The organism is Providencia sp. wls1914 (assembly GCF_009706645.1).
Taxonomy (GTDB): domain Bacteria; phylum Pseudomonadota; class Gammaproteobacteria; order Enterobacterales; family Enterobacteriaceae; genus Providencia; species Providencia zhijiangensis.
In genome coordinates, this window is the sequence record NZ_WLUN01000004.1 from 393058 (window position 1) to 419010 (window position 25953).

Genomic DNA, 25953 nt, shown 5'->3' on the forward strand with positions numbered 1-25953 from the left:
TTTAACTATGTGGCCTAACGTACAGGTTAATCAAGTCAATCAGTTGCAAGGCGAAACTAAAGAAATTGAGCGTGTTTTGCTGTTTGTAGGTAAAGGGGAAAATCACATTGGTGAAACCTTGCCTATTAATACCCAAACTGATTTAGACAAATTACTCGGGGAAGAAAGCACCCCTTTAAAGTCAAATATCAAAGCAGCAATGGCGAATGCAGGGCAGAACTGGTTTGGTTATGTTCACGTACTGCCCGACAGTGCCACTGACACTGATTTTGTTGATGCCGTACTCAAAGCGCAATCAGTTGCGAGTGTCGAGGGTTACGTCTACATCGGTGACACTACCAAAGCAACGATTAAAGCCGCGCAAACACTCCGCGCGAACTTAATCGCTAAATCAGGGCGTTGGACATGGTCCATTCTGTCTGTTGCAGGTCTGCAAGAAGGCGAGACATGGCAAGATGCTTTAACGCGATTAGGTGAATTACAAAAAGGCGAAGCTGCAGAATCTATCCAACTAGTTCCAATGTTATGGGGGAATGAGCCGGGTGTTTTAGCGGGTCGCTTATGTAACCGTGCCGTCACCATTGCTGATAGCCCTGCCCGCGTAAAAACAGGCGCATTAATTGACTTGGGGAGCGTTGATTACCCAAAAGACAGTGCCGACGTTGAAATTGATTTAGCCACTTTGCAAGCGCTGGAAAAACTGCGTTATAGCGTGCCGATGTGGTATCCAGACTATGACGGTATGTACTGGTCGGATGGCCGCACATTAGACGTCGAGGGCGGTGATTTTCAAGCGATTGAAAACCTGCGTATTGTCGATAAAGCGGCGCGTCGTGTTCGTTTGCAAGCCATCGCTAAAATTGCAGACCGTAGCTTAAACAGCACGCCAAACAGCATTGAAAGCCATAAGTCCTATTTCTCACGTACGATGCGTGAAATGGCACGTAGCGCAGAAATTAATGGTGTGACGTTCCCAGGTGAATGTATGCCGCCGCAAGATGGCGATGTGGTTATTGTCTGGAAAACGAAAACCACTGTTGAAATTTATATTATGGTGCGCACTTACGAATGCCCGAAAGGTATCACTGTCAGCATCTTGTTAGACTCAACATTGGGAGATAACGCATGAGCCAGCGTTTAAGCGGTCAGTCACTTGACTTAAATATAGACGGTGACTTAGTTCACGTTGAGAAAGTGACTTTAGATATTACAGATAATACATCGGTGGCAAAAACGAAAGGTGTGCCGGATGGTACCGTTTCTGGAGAAGTTAGCGCAGAGGGTGAGATTGAAATTAGCTCAAAATACTTATCAATCATCACAGCTAAGGCTAGGGCTGCAGGTAGCTGGAGATCAATTAAGCCTCAAGATTTCTTATTTTACGCTAAAGCAGGTAGTGAAGAGCTAAAAGTAGAAGCTTTTGGGTGCAAATTACTACTGAATAACATTATAGATGGGGATCCCAAAGGTGGATCAGTTCTGACTCATAAAATCAAGTATCTAGTTTCTAGCCCTGATTTTGTAAATATTAATGGTATTCCGTATTTAGAGTCGGAATTAACTCAAACCCTTATCGGATAAGGACAATTTGTTCATGGAAGAACACGAAAAAACCTTTATTGCCATGGTTGTTATGGGGGTATTAATCAGTATTGGCCAAATGCTCACAGGAGCGGAGCCTATCACCATTAAGTTATTTGTTAGTCGGGTAATTTTGGGGGCGGCAACATCCGTCGCCGCCGCTGCACTTTTAATTTGGATCCCTGACCTTTCACCGCTTGCCCTTGTTGGGTGCGCATCTGCATTAGGGATTGCCGGATATCAAGCGGTTGAAATGTGGATTAAAAAACGTGGAAAGGCACTATTACAAGGAAAGTTGAAAAAATGACATTAGGTGAAAAACAACGCAAATTTACGCGTATGCTTGCTGATTTAATTATCTTTGCATATGACAAGGGTTATGCCATTTCATTGGGTGAAGCCGAGCGCACTCCTGAATGTGCAGCGTTAAATGCTAAAAAAGGAACTGGGATTAAAAACAGCTTACACACGATGCGCTTAGCCGTTGATTTGAATTTATTTAAAGACGGCGTGTATTTAAGCAAAACAACAGATCATCAATTACTCGGCGAATATTGGGAGTCTATCGGGGGAACGTGGGGCGGTCGATTTAACGACGGTAACCATTATTCGTTAGAGCACAACGGGGTTAAGTAATGACAAAGCAACTCGCAATCGCGCTCACATTGTTAATTTGTGCATTCATTGCGGGTTGGAAAGTCAACGGTCTTTATCATGACAGCATAGAGCTAACAGCGAAAAAGACCGCTGATAAAACCCGCGATGCGTTTGAAGAAATATCCAGCCAATCAGGTCAAAAGCTGGAAAAAACATTGGAGGGGATTGCCAATGCTACCCCCAGAGAGATACGCACTGAAATTATTAAGCCTGTGTTTACTAACGTTTGTGTTAGTAATGAGTTTGTCAGCATGTACAACCAAACAGCCGACAACATCGAACGTGAATTATCAGGAAAACCTGTTAAAAAAATGCTCGACAGAACTGCCGAGACTCAAGGGAACAACAGGCCGTGACATCTCAGAGCCATTAGAAAAAATGGCTATTTTATATGGTCAATGTGCCGCACGGCACAACCAATTAACGGACGAAATCAGACAGAGAAAGGAATACTCTCATGACTAAAAAAACTATCACTCTCACTATCAACGAAAAAGATATTAGCTTTGAGCCGAATATCACAGCCTACAACGGCATGATTAACGACATGTCGCTAGACAATAAAGTCGCGCCGATCACCACGTACTTAAAGCGAATTGTTACCCCTGAAAGCAAAGAGTTCTTAGACGAGCTTTTAGCTATCCCAAGTGCCGCGATGCAAATTGTTGAGCAAGTTAACAAAGAGTATGCGCCAAAGCTGGATATTAGCGTAAAAAACTAGCTAACCGTGTTCGCGCTATTGAAGAAAATCCGCTGCAGCAGTTTTTGATACTGCGGCAGCGGTATTTACCGCATGAGCCAGACACGGAAGAAAATATTGCCGCCGCGATTTGGCTAGATAATCGCTACTGGGAAAACCACAGAATATCTATCGCAAATGGCATAACAACCGCATTTAAGGGTGACTCATGAGCGAATTAGATTTTACTCTTAGTCTTATCGACAATATCACTAAACCCATCAAACAAGTGCAATCGGCTGTCTCTGGTTTTGCTAAGAGCAGCCAACTTGCATTTGGAAAAATCGCCATTGGTGGCGCAGGTCTTGCCGCGTCTTTTTGGTCCGTCAAAAGCATTTTAGACCCCGCGCTTGAAATGAAAGATGCCATGATTACTGCAAACTTGCAGGGCATCGACGATGGCGTCATGGATAAAATCTCCAAAGATGCGCTCAAGTTTGCGGCGCAATATGGGAAATCATCCATTGATTTTGTGAACTCAACGACAGCAATCAGTAAAGGCATTAATAACCTGAATCAACAGGATTTGCCGCAACTGACACGCATCACTAATACCACTGCCGCAGCATTAAAAGCCACATCCGATGATGCAACCGCCTACATGGGGCAAATGTTCAATCAGTTCGAAAGTCAAGCCAATGCCGTAGGTCACGTTAAATTTGCAGAGGATTTGGCGGGTAAAGCCGTGTATATGTCAAAAGCCTTTGGTGTATCGATGGCTGAAATTACCGGATTGATGGAAGGTGCGAAAAACGCAGGTACCCAATTTGGCGTGGGCATTGATGAACAGCTCGCCGTATTAGGTGAATTGCAAAGAACGCTTGGTGGTGAATCATCCGGGGCTTATGAAGCATTCCTAAAAACAGCCGAAGATAGCGGTAAAAAATTAGGGCTGTCCTTTGTCAATGCGTCAGGGCAAATGCTGTCCATGCCTGAAATGTTGGATAAATTACAAGCTAAATACGGGAAAAGCATAGAGGGAAACCTCAAAGCACAAAAAGAAATTGAAGCCGCTTTCGGTGACTCAGCTGTGGTCGTAAAACAGCTTTACGGGAATGTCGATATTTTAAGAAAAAATATTGGTTTCTTGGGGGGTAGCGATGGAATGAAAAGAACCACTGAGCAGGCTGAAAAACTCGCTGATCCATGGGCAAGATTAATGTCAATTTGGCAATCAATCCGTATCGCAGTTGGCATGACTTTATTACCTGTTATCACACCGCTGATTGATAAAATCGCAGAGGGTGGTCAAACACTTGTGCGCTGGTTAACACTATTCCCAAATATCGCGCGTTGGATTGGTTATATCACCATGGGTACGCTTGGATTTGCAGCTGCGGGCGCAGCAGCAAATATTGTAATGGGCATTAGTAAATTTATCATGTCCGGTTTTAGCATCATTGTAGGACTGTTTAATGGCGTCTTAAAAATAGGTGCCGCTGCTGTGTGGTTATATCGTTCTGCAATTTTGGCTTGGAATATTGCGCTAAAATTTATTCGAGGAACGTTGTTAGCTGTTCGTATAGCAGCAATGGCGGCTGGTGTAGGATTCACGTTTATGAGTTGGCCCATTCTTTTAATCATTGGCGCAATTGCATTACTTGCCGTTGGTATCTATTACCTCATTAAATATTGGGATGATATTAAAGCTGCGATTATGGACACAAAAGCGTTTCAGGCCGTAGCAATTTGGATTAAAAGCGTTGCACAGATTGCTACTGTTGCATGGCAATGGATAGCGGAAAAGTGGAATGAGTTCACAACATTTTTCGCAGATACATGGGCGTTCAAAGCGATCATGTTTGTGATTGAGGGAACCAAAATCGCATTCACACAAACGTTCGATGCGATTATGTCGGGTTGGGATAGCGTCGTTAATTTCTTTGGTGACTTTTCTATCGACAAAACATTTGAAGCGATGGGTAATACTATCAAAAACATTTTTTCAAACGTTTGGAAATCCATCACAGATATGTTTACAGGTGTCTGGAACAGCATCGTTGAAAAGTTAAATTACTTGCCGGGTGTCAATATTGAAACGAAAGCAACCGGAACCGTTGACGGTGCGCCAGCCACAGCCGGGGCAGCAGGTTTATTAGTCGGTGGGCAACTAAATGGCGTAGAAAAAGGCGGCATTAGTCGGCAAATCAGCAATAACCGAACCCAATCGATTGATAACAGCAAGCGTTTTGATAACGTAACATTCAATGTGACAAACGGAATGTCACCAACGGATTTAGCGGAATGGACTGCGCTGGAAAATGGATAATTTACTCTATTTTGATTTATTAATTACAGAACGCGATTTTACACTGAACTCCGGTAATGAACCGGAGTTGTGTAATAACCGTCGGTCAATCACTCAAGATGTCGCCCACAGTATTATCGAAAGCGGTCTTGCCACGCAGTTAGTCGCGGAGCGTAGCCCAACATTACGCGCGGATATTCTCACGCAAATGGAAATTCTTGTTGAAAGTGACGAGCGACTCGTGCCGGGTACCATTGTGATCGACGAAGAAAATAAAACACGGATTTGGGTGACTGCGGAAACGTATGACTTTGGTCCTATCAGTATTGGGGTGAGTCATGAATAACAAAAACATCCCTGAAATCGACTATGAACAGGTCTTGCGTGATAGCGGCATGCCAGTTTCAGATGAAGAGATTAGTGACCAGTTTGCACAAATCGTGCATGACGAGGGGTTAATTACTAACACATCGAATATGTCCCCGTTTTGGCGTTTGATTAACACTATAGTCAATCGCCCTGTTCGTTGGCTAACAGAAGCATTAATCAACGTAACGTTGAAAAATATGTATTTAGCTACAGCATCAGGGAAGTGGCTAGATATGTTCGGATGGGGAGTGAATGTAACACGAAAACCTGCCACACAGGCAAATGGAGTGATCCGTTTTTATCGCACTGCAGGGGCTGGCTCTATTACTGTGCCAGCGGGAACGGTTGTTCAAACAGAGCGTATTAATGGCGTTATTTACAGTGTTAAAACCGTTGAAACCAAGGTGATTGACACTACTAGTGCATTAGTGCCGGTTATCGCTGAAAATGCCGGGGGAGCTTATAACTTAGCCCCAGGTTATTTCCGCATTTTACCCGTGGCCATTTCAGGGATTGAGCGCGTTCAAAATGAAGACAACTGGTTATTAGTGCCGGGAGCGGACGCAGAGAGTGACAATGATTTGCGTGACCGTTGCCGCAACCAATATAACTTAGTCGGCAGCTATCATACTGACGCAGTTTATCGCGGCATGATTGCCAGTGTAGTGGGATTGAGTATTGACCGTATTTTCTTTTTGCATGATGCTCCGCGTGGCCCGGGTACCGCAAACGCCTATTTGCTGTTAGATAGTGGCGTCACAAGCCAGCCGTTTATCGACAAAGTGAATGACTACATCAATAAACAAGGCTATCACGGGCATGGTGACGATATGCAGTGCTTTCCGATGCAGGAAACACAGCATGTTTTAACCGTGACGCTATTTGTGCAGAGCGTGGAAAATTTCACAGCGGAAGAACTGCAAAGATTAAAGCAAGATGCAGGCGATTTAGTGCGTTGTGCTTTTCGTGAAAACGCACTTTATGATGTTAAAAAGACATGGCCCTATTCCCGTTTTTCATTCTCAAATTTAGGGCGTGAGCTACATAAACAATTTACGGTGCTGGATTCTATCGTTTTTAGCATTCCCGATATTGTCAGTGATTTGAATGTACCGCGTTTAAAGTCACTAATAATTGAGGTGAAAAATGCCAGAGTTTAAGGAACGCTTAAAACGCTTGCTGTTGCCGTCGTGGATGAACAAAGGCGAGCCTGCAACATTACTACGAGCAACAAAGCGATTTTGGGAAATTATCTATGGTTGGCTAACATGGCCATTATCGCAATTGGATGCTGAAACCTGCACTGAATCATTATTAAATTTGCTAGCTTATCAACGAGATATCCATCGATTTAATAATGAACCGCTGGATTTATACCGTAAGCGCGTGAAGTACGCGTTTATCAATGCGAAAGACTCCGGCAGTGTCGCCGGGTTTATTGAAATATTTAAGCGCCTTGGCGTGGGCTATGTCGAAATTAACGAGCGCCAGCCGGATATTGACTGGGATGTGATTATTTTGCGTGTCAGTGATGGGCAAATTGCAAATAACCCTGATTTATTGTTAAACATCATCAGGCAATATGGGCGTACTTGTCGCCGTTATCGCTTTGAGGTCATGGCTGTGCATCAGCTTGGGATGCGAGTTGGTTTTGTGGAAGCTGAATATATTTGTTATTACGCAACATTACCTAATCAGCCACTCTATATTCGAATTGGACAAATTTCAGCGTCGAGCGAAGTCTACGGCGCTTCATTAATGTAAAGGACTGCATTATATGGCATCAGTTATTACCATTGCTTTTGAGGGATGGAAAGCCCAAGAAGCTGCAACAGGAAAGCCTGTTTTACTCAATGAGTTTGTGTTCGCGAATGTACCGAACTTAGACCCGACTAAACCCATTGACCGCAACGAAAAGTTACCCCCTGCAAATCAGATTGTTCACCGCCAAGCAGTGAACAAAGCTGGGTTGGTGAGTGAGAACGCCGTCGCATACAGTGTCACTTTAGGTGCAGATATAGGCGATTTCGACTTTAACTGGATTGGATTGCTTAATAAAGAATCCGGTACCATTGCGATGATCACCCATGCCCCAATCCAGAAAAAGCTGAAAACCCAAAATGGGCAACAAGGCAACGTTCTGATCCGTTCATTCTTGCTTGAATTCAATGGCGCAGCCGAAGAAACTCAAATCAAAACTAGCGCAGAGACGTGGCAGATTGACTTTACCGCCCGTCTAACGGGCATTGATGAAATGCAGCGCCTTATTAACGTCGATAACTACGGCGCGGCCGCATTCTTTAATGATGGTTTTGAAGTCACTCGTAGCGGTGAGCAGTTCACAGTTAAAAAGGGGCTGGGATATGTAGGCGGTTTGCGTGGACAATTGGAGCAAAACCAGATTTTAAACGGGTTACGCAATACCAAGATTTACGCTGATTTTAGCTATCAGGGCAATATTGTCAGCAAGTGGAATACGGTTATCAAAATTACATCAGCAGCAACGCTGAGTAATTATGTTGATGCTGCGGGATTTACACATCAAGTTTTTGCTATCGCGAGTATTGATGCATCCGGTAACGTGAAAGATTTACGTCCGATGGGGGCTTTAAACAGTCAAGAAATTAGCGCATTAGAAACCCGATTTAAGCTTGATTTAAGTAAAAAAATCGATAAAGCAAATATCACAAATCAAACGGGTAATAGCTCTGAGTTAGTTGCTAGTCAACAGTTGGTGACGACGGAATTTAACAAACTTGCATCTAAAGATGATATAAAAAATATTACATCTCAAACTATCTTCGATAGAGCAATCGTAATACCTATAAATGCTGATTTAAATGATTACTTAAGCCCTGGCCTTTATTTTCAGCCCAATGGCAGCATTGGAGAGAATAGCAAAAACTATCCTAGTAATTCACCCGGTTCGCTTGAGGTCATTAAAACAGGAAATAGTAGTGTTAAGCAAGTTTACACAGATTGGTACGATAAAAAGACGTATACAAGACGCTACAACGGTGGGAATAAAACGTGGGCGGATAAATGGGATGAGGATTACACAAAATTAAATCCTCCAACACCCGAAGAGCTAAACGTCTATAGCATTCCACAGGCCAACAATAAATTTCAGCCAAAAGGTAATTATCAACCTGCTGGTAATTATCAGCCTGCAGGTAATTATCAACCTAAAGGCGAGTATGTTGATAAAAATTCAACGCAAGAGCAAATTATCCAAGGGTTTTTAACAGCGACTCGGCGATTATCTGTCGAAGCATCTGATAAAGCTAGGGCGGTATTGTATGCTGCTGCAGATGGTAATGTCGGCATTACTGCTCAAGACTCAAGTGGAAAATGGTTGGGCGATATTAAACACCCCGGCAGCGGTAAAAATGGCACGCTTGCAATTGTAGAGCAGCTTATCGGTGAAGGGCAAAAATGGGTTAATGTCACATCAGAGCGCCAGTCTAGGGTCACATATACAAATGATACGTCAAGACCGATTTTTGTTTGCGTGACGGCATACGGAGAAGCTAAAAATGTTGATTTTTTAGTTAATGATACTGTCGTTGCAATGATTGGTTATAACTCAGTTGCAACAATAGCGCGTCCGTTGTCAGTGATAGTTCCAGCAGGCGCTAAATACAGAATTTCTGACACGATTGGTTATACGTACACATGGAGTGAATTACGATGATGTATTTTAAAGATAAAGAACAGCATGTGTATGCTTATACAAAAAGCAATATAGAGCAGGTATCACGCCTAACCGAGTTAGAGGCGCTACTTTCTGAAAAAGAGCCTACTTATACTCATGCATATAATGTGTTGCACGCTGCATTGCTAGAACTTAACGAAGCGATATCACGGTATGATTCAGCAATAGCTAGTGAAGAACCGGATGAGGGTGCGTCTGAGCTTGAGAATGATGTGAATGAAAAAACAGCAAGCTATAACGTTGCCTTAACTACATTCAGCAAAATTGAATCTGAATATAGACAGCTTAAATCAGAGTATGAAGAGATACCTCTAGCATTTTTTGATATTCGTGAAAATATTCAATCAATGAAAAAAATGACCGATAAAGAGGTTGAATCGTATCTAAATCCGCCAAAATCTAAAGGGCAACACATCGCAGAAGCGGAAATGAAAAAGCAACTCTGTGCTGAGGATGCAGAAAAAAATATCACTATTTTAGAGCGCAAAGTGCGATTGAACATGGCAACAGACGACGATAAAGATTTATTGACTGCATGGGAAATTTATAGCGTCATGATTGCCGACATCGACACATCAACCGCACCGGATATCACATGGCCAGTGAAACCATAATTCACCCAAAGTGGCGCAAATCCGTAATGAAAATGTCCCCGACTATGTCGGGGCTAACCTGTTCGATGGTACCTGCACACCCATTTATCTACGGGTTAGGACAAAAAACAGAAACAGGAAGCTATTTAAGCCCAACCAATGCTATTAACCATATAGCCAAAAAACTGGCGGGAACGGCTGAAACTGAAATCGTAGTGATGATGGTCAGTGCGAAAAGTCACCTTGAATTTATGTCACTGCTACAGATATTTTCAACCGTATTCCCTTTGCCTGTTTTTTCGCAGGTTGAGCGCATGGCGAAAACCGCGGCTAATCTGCAAATGACCAAAATGCAGCTGCCGGGGGCGCAATTTGGTGGTTTACCAAAACCACAGGCACTATCAACATCAAGCAGCCGCACCACTATCAACGCTCAACTGATAGAACAAGCCAAAAACAGCGCTGGGAGTGCTAGCGGTATCGATGCAATGAAAGCGGCGATGTCGGGATTTAAATCAACAAGAGAAGCTGCACTCAAAGACATTGGTAATAAACTGGCTGATTTATTGGGAAAATCAGTGGTTATTTGGAGTTTTACGGGCAAAGGCACGGGCGATTATTTAGCCGAACAGCTAAAAAAAGATATTCCAGAGCCAGATGCTATTTTTACATTAGCAACACTGTTCGCAGGAAGCGAACTAGCACCATTAAAAGGGATGCTTCATGAACCAATCAACCAACCAGAAACCGACAACAATCATATTCGCACTTGACGGCGAAGCGATCCCTTTAAAAAACATCAAAGTTAACCCGTCGGTACAATTCCAAGATAAAGACCAATCCGGTCAAACGTCGAGCACAGCTGTCGCTGAGCAAGGCATCAAGCCAAAAGAGCTGCGTGTCACGGGCGTGATTAACTTTACGGATGACAAAATTCTATCGCGATTATTTGCCCTTGCAGAAGCCAAAGACGGCGGCAAGTTAAAGCGCTATCGCGTCGCCAACCATACCGCTAAAGCTATTAATTTTCGCATCGCCACATTTACGGGAAATATTGATGCTTCAGAAATTGACGGGCAAATGGCGTGGCAAGTCACGTTCACGTTAAGAGAGCATTTATCTGTTTCTGAGAAAAAAGACATTAGAGCCGCGGGTCAAGTTCAAGCGAAGAAACAAACCGGTAATCCAAAAGCACCGGTTAAAGGCACATCGGCTGCAGAAGAAAAAGACGAATTAACATGGTTTGAAAGTACGGTTTTGAAACCAATTGATGATTTTGGGAATAAATTCTGATGAAACCAATTAGCAGATGTTATTTATCCAGTGATGAGGTTCATATTGTTGATGCCAAAATTATGCTGGAATTATCCGCATGTGGGCGTGGATTTTTAACGGTTGAAACAGAAAAAGACTATACCGGAAAGTTGGTTCGTTTCGACACAGGTTATACTGACTCGCTCTATCGTTATTTCACCGGATATGTTGAACGCTCACAACCTGCCGAAAATGGATTTCAAAAACTGTTTGTTCGTGAGCTGGTCGCTGTATTCGATAAAATGTGGCCATGTTCTTTTCAGCATCCAACATTAAAGACGATCACCGACTATCTGCACGAAAATAGCGGGTTAACATTTATTCTGCCAGAAGCGAAATATACCAATACACCGATTCCGCACTTCACTCACAACGGTACCGGATTTCAACTATTAGCCAATTTAGGGGCTGTTTTCAGTATCAATGATTATGTTTGGTACCAAATGCCTGATGGAAAAATCTTTGTGGGCAGTTGGTCCGATTCGATGTTTAAAGATGATAACCACGAAATATCCGCTGAATTCTCAAAGAATCAATCTGCAGGTAATAGCGCGACTTATCCTTTAATCCCTGCTTTACGTGCAGGAACCGTGGTAAATAATCAGCGTGTTAATAAAATTCAACTTGAAAATGAAGATATTACACTCTATTGGACTGCAGAAAATCCGCTTACTGGTAAAGCAGAAAATAAAACCCCAATTCAAAAGCAAATGGATAAAGCCTATCCAGAATTATCTGCAGGGCTACATTTACCAAAATTCGCCAGAATTGAATCACCTACCGAGTCCGTGAGTGCCGGTGATATTTCTGATCCGTTCAGACCCAAATACGCCGTTGATGTTCGATTGCTAGATAGTGATGGTAACGAATCAGCCGCGCCAGCTTACAAAGCGGTACCATTACCACTACCAATGGCAGGCGGTGAAAGTGGTATGTTTCAGTTTCCACCGGAGGGGACATTAGTTGAAATAGCTTTTGAGGGAGGCAGACCGGATAAACCATTTATCCGGCAAACACTCAGTCAAAATAATACCCTACCGGACATACAACCAGGGGAACAGCTGCAGCAACAACGCAAAGAAGTTTTTCAGCGTGTCACGCAAGATGGTAGCTGGAACCGTGAAACAGACCAGACTATCAGTGAATCTTCAATGCTACGCAATATTAAAGCGGACAAAGAACAACGTGAGTTAGTCGCAAGGGAAACGACAGTACAGGCGACAGATACATTAACCGTTCTTGGTACCAGAAAATTGTTAGCTGGGGCAATTCAGCAATTATCCGAGGGTGACTATTCTATCGCGACATCAGCAAACTATGTGGCTAGTATTGAAAAGGATATGACTATTGATGTCGGTCAGAATGCCACTGTTGAAATTGGTCAAAAGCTGATAGAGAAAGTTGGACAGATAAAGCAAAGTATTGCAGGAGCACAACAACAAATTATCGCCCCCGTTGTTTGGATAGGTAGCCAGCAAATCAACGTCGCACAGTTGATGATTGATACACTTGATGTTGTCAAAGAGCTAGCCGAACTCACCGCAGCACATACACACAGCAACACAGGCGCACCAGTCAACGCGTCAGATATCAAAGGCACTGGCACCAAGTCAGATACATTGAATAAAAAGTATTCGCCCGTCATTGGTAAGTAAAGTTATCGTCCACCATTTGCCTACATCATGTGGGCTTTTTTATATCCGCAATATAGACGCCTATACGCAACGCTAAGCGTATCAATAATCATCTAACAAAACCTAATCATTGAATCGGATCGCGTCCACTGCATAGCGCTGGTGAATCACAGCGCCCACGAAAGAAAAGATTTCACCACGTAAAACGCACTACACCGCACCCGCCTGCACAATTTGGATCATAAAATTATTTCAGTTTTAAAATTCTACAAAACATATCGCTAAGCCGCGCCAATACTAGGGACTTAACGAAAATATCAAACTGAAATGTGTGAAAAGAATTTCAATAGATTTCAGTTTTCGGATCGCGAAACGGATCGCATGAAAAAGACAACATACTGAAATATAATGAGATTCTATATTTTACGTGGGATTGATCGGATCGCTGAAAATGTCGGGGAATTTCAAAAAGCCAGCAATCATGCGGCTTGAGAGAAATTGAAAAACTGAAATGAGTTACAAAAATATTCGGGGAAATCAGCGTGACATACTTTTGAAAAAATAAATCACGCCGTGACATGTCACGAAATTATTGCAAGCGACCTTGTGCCACTTGAACGCTAACAACAGATTTCTTTTTGATATCGACAGTGCAGTGGTATGTCATTGTTGATTTAGCATTGAAGCCATTTGTAAATTTGACCTGATCACCAAGTAAAACAATTTGTCCTGCATCTTGCTTTAGTAGATAACGAGAAAAAAGAGGGGAGGTAAAACCATCAGTCCATTCATATTCGAATTTAGAATATTTTTCGACACCACTTTTACATGCAGTTATTACATCAGGATTAATCATCATTGAGTTAGCTATACATTCACCGTCTGTAGCTTCACAGACTGCGGGATTTGTTTTTGATGTTTTATCATCAGAGTCACCGCTTGAGAAGTAATAAACAATAGCCGCGAAAATGACGATCATAATAAGACAGCCGCCTGCCTTTTGACCTACAGTTACTCCCGGCTCTTTAACTCCACAGTGCGGACATTCTTTTGCCTTGTCTGATACTTCTTTTTTGCATTCTTTGCATTTCACTAAAGCCATATTACCCTCGTTAATAAATTGCTAGGTTTATATATGAGTGTCCATCTTAATTTAAAGTGGTGGACGCAAAGTGGACATTAGATAAAACAAAGGGGCTGCGTTTTCACGCAACCCCTTGATTTAATTGGTGGAGCTGGCGGGAGTTGAACCCGCGTCCGAAATTTCTACATCCTCGGTACTACATGCTTAGTCTAGTCTTTAATTTCATTTGCCAGCTGCGGACAGACACGCCACCAACAAACTATCCTGATTAAGTTTAACGCTTCAACCCCAGGCAAGGCATCCACGCGATCTCTTTTGGGTTTGACTTCTCTTGATCCCCGTCCTAAGAGCGGAGGCTAGGGAGAGAAGGCTCTAAGCAGGTTATTAAGCTGCTAGTGCGTAGTTTTCGTCGTTTGCGACTATTTTTTTGCGGCTTTTTACGAGGCCAACCGCCCCTCGGCATGCACCTTGGGTTTCGCAAATCCCGTCGAATCCAGAATCAGCCCCAAGTTGTGTGTGCAGTATAACAGAAAATAACTCTATAAAGCTAGGACTTAGCGATTAGAATGTTTCATTATACGTGCTTTATCTAGTTGCCACTCTCTATCTTTGATATCAGAACGCTTGTCGTGGGCTTTTTTACCTTTGGCGACGCCAATTTTCACTTTGCACCACGCGTTTTTCCAATATAAGGAAAGAGCGATGACAGTATAGCCTTCGCGGTTAACTTTACCGTAAAGGGTATCTAATTCACGTTGATTTAGAAGCAGTTTTCTACTGCGGGTTGGGTCACAGACTACATGGGATGATGCGACTGTCAGTGGCGTAAAGTTGGCACCAAACAGATATGCTTCACCATCGCGCAGCAAAACGTAGCTATCACCAATGTTGGCTTTGCCCGCGCGTAATGATTTAACTTCCCAACCTTGTAGGGATAAACCCGCCTCGAACTCCTCTTCGATAGAATATTCGTGGCGAGCACGTTTGTTCATAGCAATTGTTGCTGAACCGGGTTTATATGGTTTTTTCTTTGTCATAGTTCATTCATTATACGTTAAGATGCGTTGAATGAAATCGTTCAACACTGATATTTTTGCGATTGTGCATTTCTTGCCCTGCACGGGTTTTGTTTTTTGAGTAACCCATCAATGGTGCTATTATATGCGCAGTTTTTGGGGATAGGAATTGATATGCCACAGATTAGTCGCTCTGCGTTAGTCCCTTTTAGCGCAGAACAAATGTATAAACTTGTGAATGATGTGATTTCATATCCAAGTTTTTTACCGGGATGCGTTGGAAGCCGAATTATTAGCCAGAATTCAGATGAAATGACGGCATCGGTTGAGGTTTCAAAGGCGGGAATTAGCAAAACCTTCATTACGAAAAATGCGTTGGAAGACAATAAACGTATCCAAATGCAGTTAGTGGAAGGTCCTTTTAGAACTCTATCTGGGGGATGGCAGTTTATTCCTTTGAGTGCTGACGCCTGTAAAATTGAGTTTCATCTCGATTTTGAATTTACCAATAAGCTGATTGAGTTGGCATTCGGTAAAATATTCAAAGAGCTGGCCAACAATATGGTTCAAGCATTTACCTCTCGTGCTAAGGTCGTTTACCGTGTCTGATATCAATATTGAAGTGACTTATGCGTTGCCTGAAAAGCAATTTTTGCTTTCTGTGAAGGTTGCAGAAGGAACCACAATTGAAGATGCAATTATTGCATCGGGTATTTTAACGCTGCGTTCGGATATCGATTTAAAGAAAAATAAAGTAGGCATTTATAGTCGCCCAGCGAAATTGGGTGATGTGGTTCAAGAAGGGGATAGAATCGAAATTTATCGCCCATTAATTGCCGACCCGAAAGAGTTGCGCCGCAAGCGAGCTGAAAAATCGAAAGAGAATAATAAATAAGATATTGCGCAGTGAGCGAATCAATTTGATATGAAGCCGAGTGAAAGCTCGGTTTTTTTGTGTCTAATTTATAGATTTTTCTTTGTGGGGAGTGATGGATACGTCGATTTATAGGCTAGAACGTAGAAGATGGTGCTTCTATGTATTGGCGAGAAGTTATAAAAGGATAAATAAAAGTACTAAAGTAACTACCTGTTTTTTATCCCATCATTTAAATGGGGCAGGTAGCTACTTATATACTCAAGTTATACACGCGCAAGCATGATGCTATATAGGGTGTTATTCCGCTGCTTTTGGTTCTGATGCTTTAACTTCACCAGCTTCCATGGCTTGTTGTGCTTCAAGGTTTTTTTCGTTTTTGATATCAGTCAGGATACCGTTACGATCAAACGTCAGCGTCAGTGTTTCTTGCTTCACTGGGTCATGCCCCAGCTCTTGGCGGAAAACATAAAACCAAGTCTGAGAACCAAACGGGTCAGTCATCATTGGCGTGCCTAAAGCATAAGCAACCTGTTGCTGTGTCATTCCTTTTTTAATCTTCGCAACATCTTTCGCCGTCAGGTAGTTACCTTGGTTAATATCCGGATGATAGACAAGACGTTCCATCATTGAACAGCCTGTGGACATTAATGCGAATGATAGTGCTGCAGCAGTTAACAATTTATAACGCATGGATATCTCATTCCTTTTGGAGTCAGAACATCAATGATAATCGACATTGATACAATTTAAAACCTTCCAGATCGACTCTAAGACAACAGGAGATAAAAAAAGTTGTCGAAATTTAAGCTGCGAGCAACTCTTTTGCATTAGCCAACGTATTTTTTGTCACTTCAGAACCTGCGAGTAATCGTGCAAGTTCTTGTAATCTGGATTTTTTATCCAGTAACTGCATGTGAGTCTCGGTTTCTACACCGTTTGTTTCTTTACTGACATAAAAATGGTGATGACCGCAGCCTGCGACTTGAGGCAAGTGAGTCACACACATAACTTGGGTGGATTCGCCAAGCTCACGGAGCAATTTCCCGACGATAGCGGCGGTTGGGCCACTGATACCCACGTCTACTTCATCAAAAATTAACGCCGGAGTATCCATTTTTTTCGCGGTGATCACTTGAATAGCTAAAGCGATGCGAGATAGCTCACCACCTGATGCGACTTTTGCTAAGGCTTGATGAGGTTGTCCCGGGTTTGTGGTGACATTGAATTCGACTTTGCAGGCACCATCGAGTTGCAAATGTTCAGGAACAAATTTTACATCAATCGTGAATAGACCATGAGGCATTGAAAGTTGATGCATGCTGCTGGTAATTAGTTGGCTGAGTTCTTGTGCGTAATGCAGGCGTACATGATGTAAACGTTCTGCACACTCTAATGCTTTTTGGTGATCGGCAATGACCTGCGCATTTAAAGCTTCACAATCTTCATTTTGATTAGCAATTTGATTTTGCTCTTCGACTAATTGCTGAAAGAGTTCAGGCAGAGCTTCAGGCGTAACATGATGTTTGCGCGCCAAACTAATTTGTTTGGAAATTCGCTGCTCCAATTCAAATAAGCGATTTGGGTCTAACTCGTATTGATCGCAGTAATGTTTAATTTCATCACTCACTTCACTAACTTGGATGGCCGCTTCTTCCAGCATATCCAATAATCCTGAAAATTTAGGATTCAGAGTGACTAAATCAGAAAGCTCATTTTTTGCCGTATTAAGAAGGCTGATGACGTTCGCATCGTCACTTTCAGTTAGGATTTGAGCCGCTGTTTGCCCAATAGTTAAAAATTGCCCGTGATTAGCAAGCTGCTTATATTCTTGGTCAATTTCCTCAAACTCCCCTTGAACGGGTAGGAACTCATTTAACTCTTTTAAATGATAATCAAGCAATTGCTGGCGAGATTCACGTTCTTGCATCTGTTTTTGAAAAACAGCTAATTGCTGACAAGACTCATGCCACTTTTGCCACGTTTGCTTCATTTGAGCGAGTAATTCTTGCTGATTAGCATAAGCATCAAGTAAGGATTGCTGATGGTCATTATCCAGTAATAACTGGTGAGCGTGTTGGCCATGAATTTGGATCAGTAATGCACCGAGTTCACGTAATTGGGATAAGGGAACGGAAACACCGTTAATAAAGCCTCGAGAGCGCCCATCGGTTGCGATGGTACGGCGAAGCAAGCATTCATTTTGATTATCAAGTTGATGCTCAATGAGCCAGTTTGCCGCCATTTGAGCGTCAGAAAGTGAAAAACGGGCACACAGATCGGCACGTTGAGCACCAGGGCGAACCATGTTGGCTTCACCTCGGTTACCTAAACATAAACCAAGAGCATCGATAGCGATGGATTTACCCGCACCGGTTTCACCTGTAATTGTCGTCATACCGCTACGAAAATCGATTTCTAACTCACGAACGATAGCAAAATTATTGATGGTTAGTTGGGTTAGCATCTGCGCTCTCCTGTTTAAATACACACCTGTGTTTTCATACAGTTTAACCTGTTTTTTTATACAGTAAAGAGGCAGTGCGAAAAATTTAAAAAGTTTTTTTAGACCAACCGAGCTTTGAACTTAATGTATTGAAATAATTGTAATCTTTTGGATGAACTAAATTCAGACTCTTCGAGCTGCGTTTAATAATCACCTCTTCGCCATCCTGGATAGGTAGCATAATTTGACTATCGCAACTGACTTCATAATCAATATTGGTGCGTAAAAATTTTAAGCGAATACTGCTGTCGCTACTGATAACTAATGGGCGAGACGATAAGGTGTGAGGGAACATCGGCACGAGTACAATAGCGTCTAGATTTGGTGTAAGGATAGGCCCCCCAGCGGATAACGAGTAGGCTGTTGAGCCTGTCGGGGTTGCAATAATTAAGCCGTCTGAGCGTTGCGAAAAGGCAAATTTTTCATCAATGTAAACTTCAAACTCAATCATATGCGCGACTTTACCAGGGTGCAGAACCACTTCGTTGATGGCGCTACTTTTACGGGCTTTTTGATTCGCTTTGATAACTTGAGCTTCTAATAAAAAGCGTTGTTCTTCATGATATTCCCCATCAAGAACACAAGAAAGTTGTTGAAGGGCATTGTCGGGGTCTAGGTCGGTTAAAAAACCTAAATTGCCGCGGTTTACACCAATAACTTTATTGTTATAGCGGGATAAAATTCGCGCGGCTCCAAGCATGTTGCCATCACCTCCAACAACAACGACTAAATCGGCTTGTTGACCGATTTCTGTTAAAGTTCCTGTATTGGCATCTTTTAATTTCAAATCCTTAGCCACTTGTTTATCAATTATTGCGTGGTAATTTTTTGAAATCAGCCAATGATAGATAAGTTCATGGGTCGCCAGTGCTTCAGGGTGCCTTGGGTGTCCGACAATACCGATAGTTTTAAATTGTGAAGATGGTGTCATCTTAGCCTTTTGCATACTTTTTTAACTCCTCGTTGTATGACTTCCCTTGAATCCCTGTATTAGATCCCCATAATACTCTCATAGATAGAATTATTGCTAAATACGCGGAGATATTCATGAGTAGTAAAGAACAAAACATGCATGATGAGCAAGCTTCTGAGCAAAATGAAACACAAAAAGTGCAAGCAGAGCAAGAAGTTGATACTCAACAAGCAGATTTACAAGCCGAAGAACAAGCGTTAGCAGCGCGTATTGCTGAGCTTGAACAGCAACTTGAAGCTTCCCGTAAAACTGAACGCGAAGCGATGTTACGTGCTCACGCTGAAATCGAAAATATTCGTCGTCGTACAGAACAAGATATTGAAAAAGCCCACAAGTTTGCGCTTGAGAAGTTTTCCAATGAATTGTTGCCTGTGATTGATAACTTAGAACGTGCAATTGAAGCCGCTGATCGTGACAACGAAGAATCCAAAGCAATGTTAGAAGGCTTAGATCTTACGTTGAAAACGTTCTTAGATGCCGTTTCTAAGTTTGGTATTGAGCCTGTTGATGCGGCGAATGTGCCATTCAACCCTGAAGTTCACCAAGCCATGACCATGATTGAATCCCCAGACCATAGTGCAGGTCAGGTGATCAACGTAATGCAAAAGGGTTATACCTTGAATAACCGTCTGCTGCGCCCTGCAATGGTAATTGTTTCTAAATAAGTTTAGAACATAAATAATTTTAGGGTATATAACGTGAATGGGATGCAGAGCATCCCATTTTTCTATGGCGAGCTTTATTGCTATAGAATGTGTTTATTCAGGAATAACCGGATACCAATCAATCGGTGCGCGACCTTGTTGTTCAAGCAATTGATTAGCTTTTGAGAAATGACCACATCCTAGAAAGCCTCGATGTGCAGACAGTGGGGATGGATGAGGGGCTTTAAGTACATGGTGGCGTTTAGTATCGATAATGCGACCTTTCTTTTGTGCATGAGAGCCCCATAAAAGAAAAATTACACTCTCAGTATGATCATTAATCGCCTGAATCACTTTATCAGTAAAGGTTTCCCAGCCTAGATGTGCATGTGAGTGCGCATTACCTTGTTCTACAGTTAATACCGTATTGAGGAGTAAAACCCCTTGTTGCGCCCAGCTAAGCAGGTACCCATGTTCCGGGCGGACAAATCCAGGAATATCTTTCTCAAGCTCTTTATATATATTGACGAGTGAAGGCGGCGCTTTAATACCCGGACGTACAGAAAAGGATAATCCGTGTGCTTGTCCCGGCCCATGATAGGGGTCTTGTCCCAAGATAACGACTTTGATGTCTGCTAATTCAGTATAGCGAAACGCATTGAAAACATCTTCTTGCGGCGGGTAGATTACTTTTCCGCTTTCTCTCTCTTTTGCGACAAACGCGAGAGTCTCTTTGAAATAGGTTTGTGATTTTTCCGCACCGATTACGTCGTGCCAAGTCATCGTATTTGACATGAATGATTCCATAGTGATGTGTTTTATAGTTCGTAGCTTACTGGTTCATGACGTATAGATAAAGTGTTGTTCTGCGCTAACTCTCTAAAATAGCTTCAAATTAATTTGAAAATTTACAAAAATAATTAAAAAATCCAAATGTGAATATTGATTTAAATCATGAAGATGCACTGGTTTGGTTAATTACCATACGAAATATTTGATAAATATCAAAGAATGTAGGGGGTCTAGCTGGTATATATTAGATAAACAGGTTGGTTAGACCAATTATCCAATCAACAGCGATTAAAAACAGTTAGCAAAGATTGATCAAAATCTGATTCGAACGTGGAGGTCGAGATGATTACTGGTATTCAAATTACTAAAAGTGACAATGCAGCACTGCTGAACTCTTTCTGGTTAATCGATAGCGAGACAAATGAAGCTCGTTGCGTGTGTGCAAAAGCAGATTATAGCGAAGGCCAGGTTGTTCCTAAAGATGAGCTGGGTGCTTTTGAGAGCCGTGAAGTTCCTCTCGAAATGAAACCAACTGTTCGTGTAGAAGGTGGTCAGCACTTAAATGTTAACGTATTAAGCCGTGAAACATTAGAAGATGCAGTAAAAAACCCAGAAAAATATCCTCAATTAACTATCCGTGTTTCTGGTTATGCAGTGCGTTTTAATTCATTAACGCCTGAACAGCAGCGTGACGTTATTACTCGTACTTTCACTGAAAGCCTGTAATAAACATTAAGGGGTCAATAGATCTCTTATCTTAATAAATTCTAAAAGCCATTGTTCTCAATGGCTTTTTTATTTACCTCTAACAAAGTTGATTATTTCCTCCCTTGGTTATTTATATTTCAATATTCTTCCAGCATACAGCATTTGTTAGGGAGAATTTATGCCATTCAATACAGCAATACAGCAGACAGTAAGTAAGGACGAACTTTCTTTTGTTGAAGAAGGTTTAAATTTATATCAACAAAATACATTTTTAGATTCATCATGCAGTTTTAGAGATAAATGGCCTAAGAATGTCACAAGAGAGGAGTTTTTAGGAAGAGATGCACAGAATAAAGATTATCTTTTAGCGTTACTATCACAAGGTGCCTATCATCGTAATTGGCGTGATATTCAAGGAGTAGAAAAACTTAGCCCGTCAAAAATTAATGAATTAGGCATAGATGCAGAACTTTTAAATAATGAATTTACAGGTTTTCAATCAAATATTTGTTGTTTTAATGGTCTGTATATTATTTGCTTTGCGGGGACGAATGATATTGTCGATTTTTATGCCAATATTCGGCAAGGGCTAGGATATTATGAACCTCAATTCTTTCAGGCTGTGGGGTTAACTAATATTCTATATCGAGCCGTGAAAGGCAATATTATCTGTACAGGGCACTCTCTAGGGGGAGGTCTTGCATCAATAGCGGCATTGGCGAGTCAATCACCTTGTATTTCATTTAGTCCTTCAGGGCTTGCTCAAAACACAGTACATAAAATTGGAATGGATTATAACATTGCTAAGCAACAAGCAGATGAAGGTTTGATACGCTTTTATACTGTTCAATATGATTGGCTTGATGCACTTCAAAACACGTTACCAATCCCTTCTGCGTTGGGAAACCGTATCAAAATGGCTTACAGCGAACATAATTCTTGGAAAGACTGGTTACCACACCGTTTGATGGCCAGGAGCTTTATTGCACATTCAATGGTTAAGATTATTAGGATGATGTGCAAACATAAACCATGGAATAATTGGAATGCGATTACAGGTGAATTTGATAAAACAGCGGATTCTATGTTGAGTGAATTTCCTAACGTAGAGCAGAAACAAAGTTTTAATTGGCAAGAAAGTTGTAAAAATTCAATTAAGAAAGAAAACATCAGTGAATTTAAAGCATTACTTTCAATGAAAAATAAGCACTGTGATATTGATAAACTCGCTATGCAATCTGTTCGTACAGGTAATAGCCAATTTATAAAAGTATTATTGGAGTCACCATATGGGCAGGGAATTAAAAAAATGCAGTTGGCTCAGCAAAAAACTGTTTTACATTTAGCGGCTCAAAGTGGGAGAGTGGCTCAATCAGAAATTTTGCTGAGTAATGGTTTAATAGTCAACGTGAGAGATAATTTGGGAAATACTCCGTTGCATGATGCTTTAAATAGTCACTCTTTAGATGTCGCTGAATTATTATTATCGAATGGTGCAGATTGGCGAATGGAAAACAATCAGGGTTATAACTGCCGAGATATTTTAGATAATCATATGATAAAAGCAGAATCGTTAACTAATGAAAGCCGGGCTATGAGGGAGAGGGTCTATAAGCTAATGAACTTAAGTTAATAAATGAAAAACGGGCCGAAGCCCGCTTTTGTCAGTATCACTCGATTGAGTTTTACTTGGTTTTATTGCTATCTGCAGTTGTAGATGATATAGCTGGAGTGCGACGTTTACCGATATTTTTCTTATCGCGATGGCGTACTTTTTCTTTTTTCTTGCTTTGCTCTTCTTTTTTCTTCTCTTTACGCTTAGCCAGCACTTTCTTAGATGGTTTTGGCTTATTCAGCATCGCTTCAGAAGGCGCTTTGGTTGTTGGGCGTAATGAATCTACCACACGCATCTTAATCGGATCTTCGATGTAGCGAGTGATTTTACCCAGTAGAGGGAAATCGTGTGCTTCAACTAAAGAAAGAGCAGTACCTTTGCGTCCAGCACGACCAGTACGGCCGATACGGTGCAAATAGACATCTGCAGTGCGTGGTAAGTCGAAGTTAAAAACATGACTGACGTTTTCAATATCTAACCCACGGGAAGCAACGTCTGTCGCAACGAGGACTTTCACTTGCCCAGTCACTAAGCGGCGAACGGCTTCGTTACGCTTCGCTTGCACCATTTCGCCTTCGATATAGCAAGGTTCAATACCAGCCTCACGCAGCCATTGAACAACTTCACGAACGCGTTCACGCTTACGCACGAAGACAATCGATTTGGTGACATCTTCTTGCTTGATAAGGTGGCACAGTAAAGCAGTTTTATGTTCTAACGTGTCAGCGCGATAGTAGAATTGTTGGATTTTCTTGCGTTCACGGCGCGAAGGATCCGCTTCAATTTCGATAGGATCTTCAAGCAAGCGCTCAGCAAAATCACGAATCGCTTCACCTTCAAGGGTAGCGGAGAACAACATGGTTTGCTTACGCCAGCGGGTTTCGCCTGCGATCGTTTCGATATCGTGCGCAAAGCCCATGTCCAGCATACGGTCAGCTTCATCGAGGATCAGAATTTCCACAGCGCGGCAATCGAAGTTTTCTTCTTTAATGTATTGCAGCAAACGCCCAGTGGTTGCGACGACGATATCTTGGTTTTCGCTGAAAACTTCAGCGTGGTTCATATACGCAACGCCGCCTGTAATGGTGGCAACGTCTAAATGATTATGTGCACACAACTCTTTAGCTTGATCAGCGACTTGCATAGCGAGTTCGCGAGTTGGTGTTAAAATCAGAACGCGAGGCGGACCTGATTTTTTTCTTGGGAAATCAAGTAAATGTTGAATGGCTGGCAATAAGAATGCCGCAGTTTTACCTGTTCCGGTTGGGGCTGAACCTAAAACGTCGCGTCCATCCATTGCAGGAGGGATGGCGGCTTCTTGGATCGCCGTCGGGCGCTCGTAACCTTTATTGGTCAGCGCAGTGATCAGGCTTTCATCAAGCTCAAGTTCAGAAAAAGTGGATGCAGTCATGATATACCTCTATTTGGGGCGCTGATTATAAACAGGTTAGCAAAATTGTTCACCACAAAAATCAGCTTTGTGCAGAGTTTACCTGTTTTTGTTGGCGGGGGGTATATAAGGAAGCGGCTTACTGATAATGCTCCCTCTTACCAAACTCTGTCGTATAGTTGGTAAGAGGGATGAAGTGGAATTAGCTGAGCATGTTAATTAACCAAGTGTGGTAAGGAATTCCCACGAGGTCGATAAGTACAGCTCCGCTTAGTGGCACAATCATAAATGCTTTCATAGAAACTTGTTTGTAGCGCTCACAGACCGATGACATGTTTGCCATTGCGTTCGGCGTTGCACCTAAACCATGTCCCATCATGCCTGAACACATTACTGCGGCATCGTAGTTTTTGCCTAACAGTCTAAAGACAACGAAAACAACGAACAGGATGATGGCAATAGTTTGCGCCAGTAAGATGATGAATAATGGCAGCGCGATAACTTTCAGCTCCCAAATCTTAAGCGACATCATCGCCATGGTTAAGAACAAGCCCAGTGAAACATCAGAAATTAAGTTGATGGATTTTTGGTTAATACGAACAATTTCAACTTGATCGTTAATGTTGCGCACAATAATCGCGATAATCATGGCGCCTACATAGCTTGGTAAAGAGAATCCTGTGGCTTTAGTGAATTGCGCAGACGCAAATTGACCGACGACCATTACACCTAAAATCAGCGCTAACATTTTTAAGAATGCATGGGCGTCTATAGAGTCAATTTTACCTGCCAGTTTCTCTTCAACTTTCATGCTTTCAACATTATCTTCAGCTTGAATAGTGACTTTGTGTTTTTTAATTAAGTAGCTTGCGATAGGGCCACCTAATAGGCTTCCTGAAATCAGACCAAACGTTGCAGCTGCAATCGCTGCTACGGTTGCAGACTGTACGCCAAGACCTTCAGCCATACCACCAAAGGCAGCCGCACCACCGTGTCCACCTGTTAAGGAAACACCGCCAGCCATGATCCCGATAACTGGGTCGATACCTAGCAAATGCGCCAAACCGGCACCAAAGGTGTCTTGGAAAATAACCAATGTCCAGCAAATTAACAGGTAAGTAATCAATAAGCGTCCGCCGCTTTTTAATACGCGGAAGCTGCCATCAATACCAACAGTTGTAAAGAACGCCACCATTAAGAATGACTGTAAGCTGGTATCGAACGTAATCTCAGCTAAATCGAAAGACTTTAATCCCCAGATAAGCAAGCTGACTAAAAATCCACCAATAACTGGTGAAGGGATACAAAAACGTTGCAGCCATTCAATGCGTTTTTTGAGGTGAACACCCATTAGTAGGCAAACTACTGTCAGGAAGAGGGTGGTGAGTGTGTCGATTTGGAATGTCATTTCTTTCCCTTTTTATTTATACCATGTCTTTCGTGCTACAGCGTTGTTGGCCGCGTTCGGCTACCCTAGTCACATACTTGTGTATGCTCTTAG

General features: G+C 42.2%; 23 protein-coding genes, 1 other RNA gene and 6 pseudogenes. 21 read left to right on the forward strand and 9 right to left on the reverse strand.

Annotated elements, in window-relative coordinates; genetic code table 11:
- Nucleotides 1–7: 7 nt before the first annotated feature.
- The 16 genes and pseudogenes from GKR74_RS03970 (at nucleotide 8) to GKR74_RS04040 (ending at nucleotide 12871) form a co-directional block, all read left to right on the forward strand.
- A pseudogene (locus GKR74_RS03970) lies at nucleotides 8–1141 on the forward strand (DUF2586 domain-containing protein).
- A complete protein-coding gene (locus tag GKR74_RS03975; protein WP_154602619.1) occupies nucleotides 1126–1581 on the forward strand; it encodes a phage protein in 456 nt (151 codons plus the stop codon). Before GKR74_RS03970 ends, GKR74_RS03975 begins: the two are co-directional and overlap by 16 nt.
- A gap of 13 nt (nucleotides 1582–1594) precedes the next feature.
- Nucleotides 1595–1894 (forward strand): annotated as a pseudogene (locus GKR74_RS03980) (holin).
- Nucleotides 1885–2217: a M15 family metallopeptidase gene (locus GKR74_RS03985; RefSeq protein WP_154602621.1), complete on the forward strand. Its 333-nt coding sequence runs from the start codon at nucleotides 1885–1887 to the stop codon at nucleotides 2215–2217. Before GKR74_RS03980 ends, GKR74_RS03985 begins: the two are co-directional and overlap by 10 nt.
- Nucleotides 2217–2594, forward strand: coding sequence for a hypothetical protein (locus tag GKR74_RS03990; protein WP_154602622.1), 378 nt, complete (start codon nucleotides 2217–2219; stop codon nucleotides 2592–2594). Before GKR74_RS03985 ends, GKR74_RS03990 begins: the two co-directional genes overlap by 1 nt.
- A gap of 101 nt (nucleotides 2595–2695) precedes the next feature.
- Complete coding sequence (locus GKR74_RS03995; RefSeq protein WP_154602623.1) at nucleotides 2696–2959, forward strand: putative phage tail assembly chaperone; 264 nt, start codon at nucleotides 2696–2698, stop codon at nucleotides 2957–2959.
- A 44-nt stretch (nucleotides 2960–3003) separates the two neighbouring features.
- A pseudogene (locus GKR74_RS18295) lies at nucleotides 3004–3159 on the forward strand (DUF6890 family protein).
- Entirely contained in the window at nucleotides 3147–5246 is a 2100-nt protein-coding gene (locus GKR74_RS04000; protein WP_154602624.1) for a phage tail tape measure protein, read from the forward strand. Before GKR74_RS18295 ends, GKR74_RS04000 begins: the two are co-directional and overlap by 13 nt.
- Entirely contained in the window at nucleotides 5239–5571 is a 333-nt protein-coding gene (locus GKR74_RS04005) for a DUF2590 family protein (protein WP_154602625.1), read from the forward strand. The genes GKR74_RS04000 and GKR74_RS04005 overlap by 8 nt, the downstream gene beginning before the upstream one ends.
- Complete coding sequence (locus GKR74_RS04010) at nucleotides 5564–6754, forward strand: baseplate J/gp47 family protein (protein ID WP_154602626.1); 1191 nt, start codon at nucleotides 5564–5566, stop codon at nucleotides 6752–6754. The genes GKR74_RS04005 and GKR74_RS04010 overlap by 8 nt, the downstream gene beginning before the upstream one ends.
- Nucleotides 6741–7358, forward strand: a complete 618-nt coding sequence (locus GKR74_RS04015; protein ID WP_154602627.1) for a phage tail protein — start codon at nucleotides 6741–6743, stop codon at nucleotides 7356–7358. Before GKR74_RS04010 ends, GKR74_RS04015 begins: the two co-directional genes overlap by 14 nt.
- A 13-nt stretch (nucleotides 7359–7371) precedes the next feature.
- Nucleotides 7372–8229, forward strand: a pseudogene (locus GKR74_RS18070) (phage tail-collar fiber domain-containing protein); the annotation flags it as partial.
- A 1055-nt stretch (nucleotides 8230–9284) separates the two neighbouring features.
- Complete coding sequence (locus tag GKR74_RS04025; RefSeq protein WP_154602629.1) at nucleotides 9285–9923, forward strand: tail fiber assembly protein; 639 nt, start codon at nucleotides 9285–9287, stop codon at nucleotides 9921–9923.
- A 26-nt stretch (nucleotides 9924–9949) separates the two neighbouring features.
- The gene (locus GKR74_RS04030; protein ID WP_230089118.1) at nucleotides 9950–10675 is read left to right on the forward strand and encodes a hypothetical protein; all 726 of its coding nucleotides are present in this window, start codon (nucleotides 9950–9952) and stop codon (nucleotides 10673–10675) included.
- Nucleotides 10626–11177: pseudogene (locus GKR74_RS04035) on the forward strand (baseplate complex protein); the annotation flags it as partial. The gene GKR74_RS04030 and the pseudogene GKR74_RS04035, both read left to right, overlap by 50 nt.
- Nucleotides 11178–11194: 17 nt before the next feature.
- Entirely contained in the window at nucleotides 11195–12871 is a 1677-nt protein-coding gene (locus tag GKR74_RS04040; RefSeq protein ID WP_154602632.1) for a hypothetical protein, read from the forward strand.
- Nucleotides 12872–13439: 568 nt separating this feature from the next.
- Here the strand turns inward: GKR74_RS04040 and GKR74_RS04045 are convergent.
- The 3 genes from GKR74_RS04045 to smpB all read right to left on the reverse strand — a co-directional run bounded on the left by GKR74_RS04045 (nucleotide 13440) and on the right by smpB (nucleotide 14971).
- Nucleotides 13440–13952, reverse strand: a complete 513-nt coding sequence (locus tag GKR74_RS04045) for a zinc ribbon domain-containing protein (RefSeq protein ID WP_154602633.1) — start codon at nucleotides 13950–13952, stop codon at nucleotides 13440–13442.
- 125 nt (nucleotides 13953–14077) lie between these two features.
- Nucleotides 14078–14441, reverse strand: a transfer-messenger RNA (tmRNA) gene (gene ssrA / locus GKR74_RS04050).
- A gap of 47 nt (nucleotides 14442–14488) precedes the next feature.
- On the reverse strand, nucleotides 14489–14971 hold the full coding sequence (gene smpB / locus GKR74_RS04055) for an SsrA-binding protein SmpB (protein ID WP_006814817.1): 483 nt from the start codon (nucleotides 14969–14971) through the stop codon (nucleotides 14489–14491).
- A 153-nt stretch (nucleotides 14972–15124) separates the two neighbouring features.
- On the opposite strand from smpB, the pseudogene GKR74_RS04060 reads away from it, so the two are divergent.
- Nucleotides 15125–15556, forward strand: a pseudogene (locus GKR74_RS04060) (type II toxin-antitoxin system RatA family toxin); the annotation flags it as partial.
- The gene (locus GKR74_RS04065) at nucleotides 15552–15845 is read left to right on the forward strand and encodes an RnfH family protein (protein WP_211886192.1); all 294 of its coding nucleotides are present in this window, start codon (nucleotides 15552–15554) and stop codon (nucleotides 15843–15845) included. The pseudogene GKR74_RS04060 and the gene GKR74_RS04065, both read left to right, overlap by 5 nt.
- 279 nt (nucleotides 15846–16124) lie before the next feature.
- Here the strand turns inward: GKR74_RS04065 and bamE are convergent, their stop codons facing one another.
- From bamE to nadK, 3 genes are all read right to left on the reverse strand, one after another.
- Nucleotides 16125–16517 (reverse strand): outer membrane protein assembly factor BamE, encoded by a 393-nt coding sequence (bamE, locus tag GKR74_RS04070; RefSeq protein WP_036949409.1) that lies wholly within the window; start codon nucleotides 16515–16517, stop codon nucleotides 16125–16127.
- A 112-nt stretch (nucleotides 16518–16629) separates the two neighbouring features.
- Entirely contained in the window at nucleotides 16630–18291 is a 1662-nt protein-coding gene (recN, locus tag GKR74_RS04075; RefSeq protein ID WP_154602635.1) for a DNA repair protein RecN, read from the reverse strand.
- A gap of 85 nt (nucleotides 18292–18376) precedes the next feature.
- Nucleotides 18377–19261 (reverse strand): NAD(+) kinase, encoded by an 885-nt coding sequence (gene nadK, locus GKR74_RS04080; RefSeq protein WP_181478775.1) that lies wholly within the window; start codon nucleotides 19259–19261, stop codon nucleotides 18377–18379.
- A 116-nt stretch (nucleotides 19262–19377) separates the two neighbouring features.
- Here nadK and grpE point away from each other — a divergent pair, with 116 nt between their 5' ends.
- Complete coding sequence (grpE, locus tag GKR74_RS04085; RefSeq protein ID WP_036949413.1) at nucleotides 19378–19968, forward strand: nucleotide exchange factor GrpE; 591 nt, start codon at nucleotides 19378–19380, stop codon at nucleotides 19966–19968.
- A gap of 93 nt (nucleotides 19969–20061) precedes the next feature.
- On the opposite strand, the gene ung is transcribed toward grpE, so the two are convergent.
- A complete protein-coding gene (gene ung, locus GKR74_RS04090; protein ID WP_154602636.1) occupies nucleotides 20062–20742 on the reverse strand; it encodes a uracil-DNA glycosylase in 681 nt (226 codons plus the stop codon).
- A 339-nt stretch (nucleotides 20743–21081) separates the two neighbouring features.
- Here ung and grcA point away from each other — a divergent pair, with 339 nt between their 5' ends.
- Nucleotides 21082–21465: an autonomous glycyl radical cofactor GrcA gene (gene grcA, locus GKR74_RS04095; RefSeq protein WP_108478520.1), complete on the forward strand. Its 384-nt coding sequence runs from the start codon at nucleotides 21082–21084 to the stop codon at nucleotides 21463–21465.
- A 160-nt stretch (nucleotides 21466–21625) separates the two neighbouring features.
- Nucleotides 21626–23080 (forward strand): ankyrin repeat domain-containing protein, encoded by a 1455-nt coding sequence (locus GKR74_RS04100; RefSeq protein WP_154602637.1) that lies wholly within the window; start codon nucleotides 21626–21628, stop codon nucleotides 23078–23080.
- Between the two features lie 52 nt (nucleotides 23081–23132).
- On the opposite strand, the gene srmB is transcribed toward GKR74_RS04100, so the two are convergent.
- Together srmB and gltS are read right to left on the reverse strand one after the other, a co-directional pair.
- Entirely contained in the window at nucleotides 23133–24473 is a 1341-nt protein-coding gene (gene srmB, locus GKR74_RS04105) for an ATP-dependent RNA helicase SrmB (RefSeq protein ID WP_154602638.1), read from the reverse strand.
- A gap of 181 nt (nucleotides 24474–24654) precedes the next feature.
- Nucleotides 24655–25860 carry a sodium/glutamate symporter gene (gene gltS, locus GKR74_RS04110; RefSeq protein ID WP_154602639.1) on the reverse strand — a complete coding sequence of 402 codons (1206 nt, stop codon included), beginning with the start codon at nucleotides 25858–25860 and terminating at the stop codon, nucleotides 24655–24657.
- Between the last annotated feature and the right edge of the window lie 93 nt (nucleotides 25861–25953).

Bases quoted from the DNA above. Each gene is read 5' to 3' on its own strand.
- GKR74_RS03975 (WP_154602619.1), top strand. From the start codon at position 1,126: ATGAGCCAGCGTTTAAGCGGTCAGTCACTTGACTTAAATATAGACGGT.
- GKR74_RS03985 (WP_154602621.1), top strand. From the start codon at position 1,885: ATGACATTAGGTGAAAAACAACGCAAATTTACGCGTATGCTTGCTGAT.
- GKR74_RS03990 (WP_154602622.1), top strand. From the start codon at position 2,217: ATGACAAAGCAACTCGCAATCGCGCTCACATTGTTAATTTGTGCATTC.
- GKR74_RS03995 (WP_154602623.1), top strand. From the start codon at position 2,696: ATGACTAAAAAAACTATCACTCTCACTATCAACGAAAAAGATATTAGC.
- GKR74_RS04000 (WP_154602624.1), top strand. From the start codon at position 3,147: ATGAGCGAATTAGATTTTACTCTTAGTCTTATCGACAATATCACTAAA.
- GKR74_RS04005 (WP_154602625.1), top strand. From the start codon at position 5,239: ATGGATAATTTACTCTATTTTGATTTATTAATTACAGAACGCGATTTT.
- GKR74_RS04010 (WP_154602626.1), top strand. From the start codon at position 5,564: ATGAATAACAAAAACATCCCTGAAATCGACTATGAACAGGTCTTGCGT.
- GKR74_RS04015 (WP_154602627.1), top strand. From the start codon at position 6,741: ATGCCAGAGTTTAAGGAACGCTTAAAACGCTTGCTGTTGCCGTCGTGG.
- GKR74_RS04025 (WP_154602629.1), top strand. From the start codon at position 9,285: ATGATGTATTTTAAAGATAAAGAACAGCATGTGTATGCTTATACAAAA.
- GKR74_RS04030 (WP_230089118.1), top strand. From the start codon at position 9,950: ATGAAAATGTCCCCGACTATGTCGGGGCTAACCTGTTCGATGGTACCT.
- GKR74_RS04040 (WP_154602632.1), top strand. From the start codon at position 11,195: ATGAAACCAATTAGCAGATGTTATTTATCCAGTGATGAGGTTCATATT.
- GKR74_RS04045 (WP_154602633.1), bottom strand. From the start codon at position 13,952: ATGGCTTTAGTGAAATGCAAAGAATGCAAAAAAGAAGTATCAGACAAG.
- smpB (WP_006814817.1), bottom strand. From the start codon at position 14,971: ATGACAAAGAAAAAACCATATAAACCCGGTTCAGCAACAATTGCTATG.
- bamE (WP_036949409.1), bottom strand. From the start codon at position 16,517: ATGCGTTATAAATTGTTAACTGCTGCAGCACTATCATTCGCATTAATG.
- recN (WP_154602635.1), bottom strand. From the start codon at position 18,291: ATGCTAACCCAACTAACCATCAATAATTTTGCTATCGTTCGTGAGTTA.
- nadK (WP_181478775.1), bottom strand. From the start codon at position 19,261: ATGACACCATCTTCACAATTTAAAACTATCGGTATTGTCGGACACCCA.
- grpE (WP_036949413.1), top strand. From the start codon at position 19,378: ATGAGTAGTAAAGAACAAAACATGCATGATGAGCAAGCTTCTGAGCAA.
- ung (WP_154602636.1), bottom strand. From the start codon at position 20,742: ATGTCAAATACGATGACTTGGCACGACGTAATCGGTGCGGAAAAATCA.
- grcA (WP_108478520.1), top strand. From the start codon at position 21,082: ATGATTACTGGTATTCAAATTACTAAAAGTGACAATGCAGCACTGCTG.
- GKR74_RS04100 (WP_154602637.1), top strand. From the start codon at position 21,626: ATGCCATTCAATACAGCAATACAGCAGACAGTAAGTAAGGACGAACTT.
- srmB (WP_154602638.1), bottom strand. From the start codon at position 24,473: ATGACTGCATCCACTTTTTCTGAACTTGAGCTTGATGAAAGCCTGATC.
- gltS (WP_154602639.1), bottom strand. From the start codon at position 25,860: ATGACATTCCAAATCGACACACTCACCACCCTCTTCCTGACAGTAGTT.